Here is a 6,984-nt window from a genome sequence, read left to right on the forward strand (position 1 = left end):
AAACATCCCCTTAATTTTAGCCCGGTTTCAAGGTAGAGACGTGCTTTTGAAAGCTATTCATCAGGCTTAAGCAGTTGACCTAAATACAGTTCAACAAACATTTCAGCCGCATCTGGCCGCATCTGGATTGAGTTTCTTTAAGGCGGTGACAATATCAGCGATCGTATCCCCTGTGGGATCGATTTGTTCATGATACCAGCGCCCTACATTAAAACGCCGCGTTTCCATCGCCACAGCTAATCGATTTTGAGTGATCTCGTAGGTTTCCAGAACCTGTTTCAGTGCTTTTCCTGCTTTTCCCATGCCCCTTATGGTGTCAGAGGCAAATAATTTCGTAAATGTCTCATTTTTGTATACATTGGTAGGGTGGGTTAGGCGGTACTCAATTTCAAAACATAGCCATTTAATTAGATATCCGCCGTAACCCACCAATCCTTCGGATCAAATACTCGCTTAACCCTCTGAATTGAAAGCATGCACAAAGGATGCGATCGCGCGTTTACCCCAAGTAGAGACGCGCCATGGCGCGTCTCTACATTGACACATTGACACCAATAACTAACGTGCGCCTGATTCACCTCAATTTCTTTAACAGCAACCGCCGCCAGTGTAATGCCAGGTGGAATCAGTAATCATGATATCCTTTGACATCGCCAGGTTAGCGGCTGTTTTATCACACACCGACGCTGGAACACCTTTTTGCAGAACATGACCCGCGTTATCATCAAAAACGTCTTTATTTCCCTGATAAATCGCCGTTTTTCCGGTAAAAATACAAGCGCCATCTTCCGGAATTGGCACTTTAAATGCCACAGAATCTAAACTTTCTAACAGCAAAGGTTCATCTAACTGATAACTTTGACAATCCAACAACCGATAAGGACGCCGCGCCCGGATTTCCACTTGACCAAACCCAACATGAACCAGATGTTTAATATACTCGTTGTAAGTCAACGCCCCTGATAAACACATTGCCCGTAACCGTTCATCTTGGCGTAAATGATCAGGAATCGGACGGGTGGCGATGGGGTCACTCATAATCAAGCGTCCGCCAATTTTTAACACCCGATAGGCTTCTTGTAAGGCTTTCGTTAAATCTTCGGGTTCAAAGATATTAAATAGACAATTTTGAGCAACAACATCAACCGAAGCATCGGGTACAGGGAGATTAAAGGCATCGCCCTCCCGAATGTCAATAAAACTCGGATTAAACCAAGGATTATCTTGAGCAGCACTTTCTAAGTTACGAGTCGCTGCTTCCCGCATGGCTGGGACGGGATCAACGGCAATGATACGACCAGGACGCCGGGAAAAATAGGCAAATTGCAGGGCTTCTAAACCGCCACCCACGCCTACATAAAGTACCGTTGGCTCGTTTATCAGTTCCGCCGGATGAACCGTTGTCCCACAACCATAGTTCATTTCTTGCATTTGCTGGGGAATTTTCAATCCGGGGAGTTGCAGGGGAGAACTCTGCACACAACATAACCCCACTTCCGGGGTTTGGGCGACTTCACTGTAGAATTCTGCGGTTGTTTCTAGATACGTCATAAGTGTTTGTTGTTTTTCATTGGTCTTATGTCATTGGTCATGGGTGACTCGATGACGATTTATGCTGTCAGCATTCTTTGTCTGAGGGTATTAAACTGGGGTTGAATTAGTTTTTGCTGAGAATCCGCTAAACTTTATGCTGTCGCCATAACTTCCTCGGTGTCGGGAAGAGGAGGACGCAGACACAGATAGACTAGCGAACCAATTAACGGTATTAGGGAAACTGCCCAAAATAGGGTGGGATTATTTAAGCCGCGTCGTGCCATATCATCACCCACCAGTGCCGGGAAAAGCAAGCACAATAGGCAAAAGTCCAAACTCATCACATGGATAAAACGACTGGTTTGCCACTGCTGGATAAAGTTTGCCCAATCACCGTTAAGTATACCAAAGCCTAAGAGTGCTACAGTGCCGAGGGTGAGAACAGCACCTAACCAACGGGAATCGAGAATACTCAAGAAGATATTTTTTGAACCGGGAAATTCGGGATTCGGTTGACGTAAGGCGAGATAGGGGAGTAACGCAAACGCGCCTACACCAAAGGAGACGGTAGCAAAAAGCCACGCGGGAATTTTCTGTCCCCGTCCATCAATAAACACCAAGCAGGCGTATGCTAGCGGTAGTATGCCCATGATGTTGAATAGGGCAATAATTAGGGGATTAATCCCATCCCAGTTGCCTGTGGAAAGATTGGTAATCAGGTCAAAGGTGTCGGGTTGCTGGGGAGGCGCAAACAGAAAGGCATAAGCGAGAAAGCTGACCCAGAGTATCCAAAAACCAAGTTGTCTGAGCATAAGGTAATGATGTGAAGTGCGAGTCCACCGGGTATCTTGTGCATTATCACATAAATTCACTGGGGCGGTTGGCATTTTTGCGATCGCGCCCGGGCATTTTTTGCGGTAAAACGGTAATCATCGGTAATCACGACAACACCACCAGAGTCATGCTAACCAGGGAATTCACCGTGCGGCTGAAACTGCAATTATTGCTTTTATGGCAGAAAATTAAACTATTTGCCCAATACAGACAGGCGTTTTACCTGAAACTGATTTGGCTGGAGTTGCTTTGTTTTCCCAGCCGGGTGTTGGGTCAACGGATCAGTTCGCGATCGCTACACTGGAAGTGATCATCCTCTCACTATTAAATTAGATACCCGGCTACTTCAAAGTCGAGATAAGCTGTCACGCATTTAAATTGGGAATGGGTAGCGAGAAAGATGATCGCATACCAAGGATATCGTCATTATTGACATTAAGGTTTAAATGTAAAACAGCTTATTGGTATAACCACGGATAACTATGATATCGACAACTGATTTAAGGATTTAAGCTATAATAGCAAATCTAAGTCCGTCAACTTAACTAGATTACGTTCTGTCAAGAGTCATCAAACCCTTACATAAACATCGCTTACTTGGCGCTTGGTGAGGATAACAAATGACAAATGACAAAGGACGAATGACGAATAACAAAGACCCGATGTTGAATATTCCCTCCGTCCTAGCACAAGAGCTTTCCCTCTCCGCCAATCAGGTGGAAAATACCCTGTCTCTTTTAGCCGAGGGCGCTACGATTCCCTTTATTTCCCGCTATCGGAAAGAACGCACTGGTTCTCTAGATGAAACCCAAATTCGCGCGATCGCAGAACGCTACGCTTACCTGAGTGAACTCGAAGAACGCAAAGCCACGATTCTGGAGGCGATCGCGTCTCAAGGGAAATTGACAGATGAACTGAAGGCGAAAATAGAGTCCTGTTTCCAGAAAAATGAGTTAGAAGACCTTTACCTCCCCTATCGTCCCAAGCGCCGCACTAGAGCCACCGTTGCGCGGGAAAAAGGATTAGAACCTCTGGCTGAATGGATTAAATCCCTGAATACTCCCACCGCCAAACCTGTCTCCTTAGAAGCAGAAGCCGCCAATTATCTTGATGAAGAAAAGGGAGTTAAAACTGCTGCTGATGCACTGAAAGGAGCATCTGATATCCTCGCCGAAGAAGTTGCCGAAACTGCTGAATTTCGGGCTTACCTGCGCGACTATTTAATGAAAAATGGGCGATTTGTCTCCAAGATTAAAGACGATTATCCCGAAGGCAGTACCAAATATGAAATGTACCGCAACTTCCAAATTAAGGCAAAGGATATTGCGCCGCATAATATGCTGGCATTATTTCGCGGGGAAAGTGAGGGAATTTTAAGCCTGAATCTGGACTTTGATCAAGAGTTTGTTCAGTCGTATTTAGAATCAGAAACGATTCGCACGAAAATTCCAGAAGTGCGGCAGTTTTATCGGGATCTGCTGCATGATGGCTTTAACCGCTTAATGAAAAATTCCCTAATTACGGAAGTGCGGACAGATCGTAAGGCGTATGCTGATTTTGAATCGATTAAAACCTTTGAAGCTAATTTACGAGAACTCCTACTTTCTCCGCCAGCGGGAATGAAACCCACCTTAGCCATTGATCCGGGATTGCGAACCGGATGTAAAGTGGCGGTGTTAAATGAAACGGGGAAGTTTATGGAATACCAAACTATTTTTCCCCATACCGGAAAACCCACCCAAGCGGCTACCACAGTCAAAAGCCTAATCGAAAAATACCAGATCGAATTAATCGCGATCGGCAATGGTACAGCATCGCGGGAAACCGATGAGTTTGTCGGGGATGTGATTAAAACCCTAGATCGGAAACCGATTAGCGTGATTGTAAATGAATCGGGTGCGTCTATCTATTCGGCGAGTGATGTAGCGCGAGAAGAATTTCCGGATCAAGATGTTACCGTGCGCGGGGCGATTAGTATTGGACGCCGTTTACAAGATCCTTTGGCGGAATTGGTGAAAATTGATCCCAAATCCATTGGCGTGGGACAATACCAGCATGATGTGGATCAAAAGTTACTTAGAAAGAAGCTGGATGACACAGTAGAAAGTTGTGTGAACTATGTGGGTGTGGATCTGAATACAGCATCGAAAGAGTTATTAACCTTTGTGTCAGGTTTAACTCCAACCATTGCCAAAAATATCGTCACCTATCGCAATGAAAATGGCGCTTTTCCCAATCGCCGCCGTCTGCTGAAAGTCGCCAAATTAGGACCCAAAGCCTTTGAACAATCCGCCGGATTCCTGAGAATTCGCGGTGGCGATAACCCCCTAGACAATACCGCCGTGCATCCGGAAAGTTACCCCGTCGTGGAAGCCATGGCGAAAGATATTGGGGTTCCCTTGAAACAAATCCCTAAAGCCGCCGATCGGCTCAAATCTATTGATTTAAAGAAATATGTGACGGATACAGTTGGCTTACCCACCCTGAAAGACATTATCCGGGAATTAGAAAAGCCGGGACGTGATCCGCGTGCTGAGTTTAAATATGCCACATTTAAGGAAGGCGTAAAGGAACTATCTGACTTAAAAGAGGGAATGGAGTTAGAAGGAATTGTTACGAATGTGGCAAATTTTGGTGCATTTGTCGATATTGGCGTGCATCAGGATGGGTTGGTGCATATTTCCCAACTAGCGGATCGATTTGTGGAAGATCCCAAAGAAATTGTCAAAGTGGGACAAGTTGTAAATGTGCGGGTTCTTTCTGTGGATGAGAAGTTAAAGCGAATTGGCTTATCCATGCGTGCGGCGCAACAGAGGTAATAGATTTTGCGATCGCGAACCGATATTAGGCGGTTGTAGACGCGGAGCGGCTTCCCGTAGGGTAACCGCAGCTACACTTGCCTTGCACCCGCCGGCGCGGGTTTCCTATCAAGTAGCCCATAGCCTGTAGGGTGGGTTAGGCGGATATTCCATTAGGGAAGTAACCGTTTAATGAGGTATCCGCCGTAACCCACCATCGACTCTCAAGTTTCAATCCCGTTGCCGGGATTCATGATAAGGAAACATTCCACCGGAACATCTCTACGGCGGCGATCGCAGACAATCGTTATAATAGGGCAATCTGATCGCAGACGCAATTCCCATGACTCAGAGCCTAGAACCCAATGTTCTACCTCCTCCGTTCCCGGATCATACCCAACTTCCTGAATCAGATGGCGAATTCGTGAAGAATTTTCAGGAGCATCCCCAAAGCCTTATTCTCACAGACTCCCTTGGACCCGTTCTAGAAAGAATTCATCCCGATGGACAATATGCCATTGGACAAGATTGTGGCATCTACTGGCGACAAACAGAACCCCCGGAAAAAGGAGCAGAAGCTCCCGATTGGTTTTATGTCCCCAATGTTCCCCCCAAAATAGACGGTCAAATTCGCCGTTCTTATGTAATTTGGCACGAATTTATTGCACCAATAATTGCTTTAGAATTTGCCAGTGGGGATGGTTCCGAAGAACGCGATCGCACGCCATTATCTCGCTCCTCCCAAGGACAAAAAACGAAACCGGGTAAGTTTTGGGTTTATGAGCAGATTCTCCGGATTCCTTACTATGGTATTTTTGAAATCAAGACGAACCAGTTAGAGGTTTATCACTTCGTTAATGGTTCCTACCGCCTGATGAACCCGAACCAACGAAACCATTATCCCATTGAACCTTTAGGTATAGAATTGGGATTACTCCAAGGAACCTATCAAAATCAAACTCAAATTTGGTTGCGCTGGTGGGATAGTGAGGGTAATTTACTCCTAACTGGAAGTGAGAGAGCTGAACAAGAAAGACAACGGGCTGAACAAGAAAGACAACGGGCTGAACAAGCAGAAATTGCCCGAAGAGAAGCTATTCCCAAGTTATTCGCTATGGGATTAACCGCCAATCAAATAGCAGAAGTCTTAGGTTTACCGATTGAGGACATTAACTCCATGAGTAATCCCGCATTTCTCACAAACTAATTCTATAAGTCAATTTGCCGCTTAAAAGTTGAGCTTTTTAAAGAAGAATATAAAAATTCCAATTTATCAAACAAAATTATTCTAAAATTGCCAATCCCTGCCTGTTTTTTCCACTAAAATTTAGTTGCTCGCGCCAAGTTTCTACGACAAAAACGACTGAAATAAGATTCAGTCACCTCAAAAATAATTTAGTTGTTATGGAAGCCGAAAACTTAAGAAGTATTGGGAATAGCTTGAATTCTGGAATGAGCAATAGCTAAAATCTCTTGATAAGGACAAGAACTGGATATAGCAATAACAATTCTTCTCACACTAACCATAATTATCGCTCCTAATTTAAGAAAATTGAGGCGAATTGTTCCGACAGTTGCTTTGGACAAAAAAGTTTTATTCAAACCGTGATAACGAAATGCTTGCATTAAAACATACGCCATTGAAGATAGCCAGAGTCGAAGTTGATTACTTTGAAAAGTTTGGGTAGAAGTTCGGTCAGCAAATAAGTCTAATTGCTGTTCTTTAATCCGATTTTCCATTTCTCCTCTCGGACAATATTGTTTAGTATAAAGTTGAGAAGGCGTAATTTGAGAAGGAGGTAAAGATGTGACGACATGA

General features: G+C 44.6%; 7 protein-coding genes. 3 read left to right on the forward strand and 4 right to left on the reverse strand.

From position 1 onward, the window contains the following. Window positions 1–102: 102 nt before the first annotated feature. From RID53_RS05020 to RID53_RS05030, 3 genes are all read right to left on the reverse strand, one after another. Window positions 103–303, reverse strand: coding sequence for an XRE family transcriptional regulator (locus RID53_RS05020; RefSeq protein WP_446387075.1), 201 nt, complete (start codon window positions 301–303; stop codon window positions 103–105). 285 nt (window positions 304–588) lie between these two features. Next, complete coding sequence (gene arsM, locus RID53_RS05025) at window positions 589–1,551, reverse strand: arsenosugar biosynthesis arsenite methyltransferase ArsM (RefSeq protein WP_446387076.1); 963 nt, start codon at window positions 1,549–1,551, stop codon at window positions 589–591. A gap of 134 nt (window positions 1,552–1,685) precedes the next feature. Then, window positions 1,686–2,345, reverse strand: a complete 660-nt coding sequence (locus RID53_RS05030; protein ID WP_446387077.1) for a DUF2834 domain-containing protein — start codon at window positions 2,343–2,345, stop codon at window positions 1,686–1,688. 38 nt (window positions 2,346–2,383) lie between these two features. Here RID53_RS05030 and RID53_RS05035 point away from each other — a divergent pair, with 38 nt between their 5' ends. The 3 genes from RID53_RS05035 to RID53_RS05045 all read left to right on the forward strand — a co-directional run bounded on the left by RID53_RS05035 (window position 2,384) and on the right by RID53_RS05045 (window position 6,372). Continuing rightward, window positions 2,384–2,677, forward strand: a complete 294-nt coding sequence (locus RID53_RS05035; protein ID WP_446387078.1) for a hypothetical protein — start codon at window positions 2,384–2,386, stop codon at window positions 2,675–2,677. Between the two features lie 352 nt (window positions 2,678–3,029). After that, a complete protein-coding gene (locus RID53_RS05040; RefSeq protein WP_446387084.1) occupies window positions 3,030–5,186 on the forward strand; it encodes a Tex family protein in 2,157 nt (718 codons plus the stop codon). Window positions 5,187–5,508: 322 nt separating this feature from the next. Then, entirely contained in the window at window positions 5,509–6,372 is an 864-nt protein-coding gene (locus RID53_RS05045; protein ID WP_446387079.1) for a Uma2 family endonuclease, read from the forward strand. 212 nt (window positions 6,373–6,584) lie between these two features. Here the strand turns inward: RID53_RS05045 and RID53_RS05050 are convergent. Beyond that, window positions 6,585–6,984 (reverse strand): transposase (locus RID53_RS05050; RefSeq protein ID WP_446387080.1); only part of this gene is annotated, 400 nt, incomplete at its 5' end.

Source organism: Coleofasciculus sp. B1-GNL1-01, from assembly GCF_040220235.1.
Taxonomy (GTDB): domain Bacteria; phylum Cyanobacteriota; class Cyanobacteriia; order Cyanobacteriales; family Coleofasciculaceae; genus Coleofasciculus.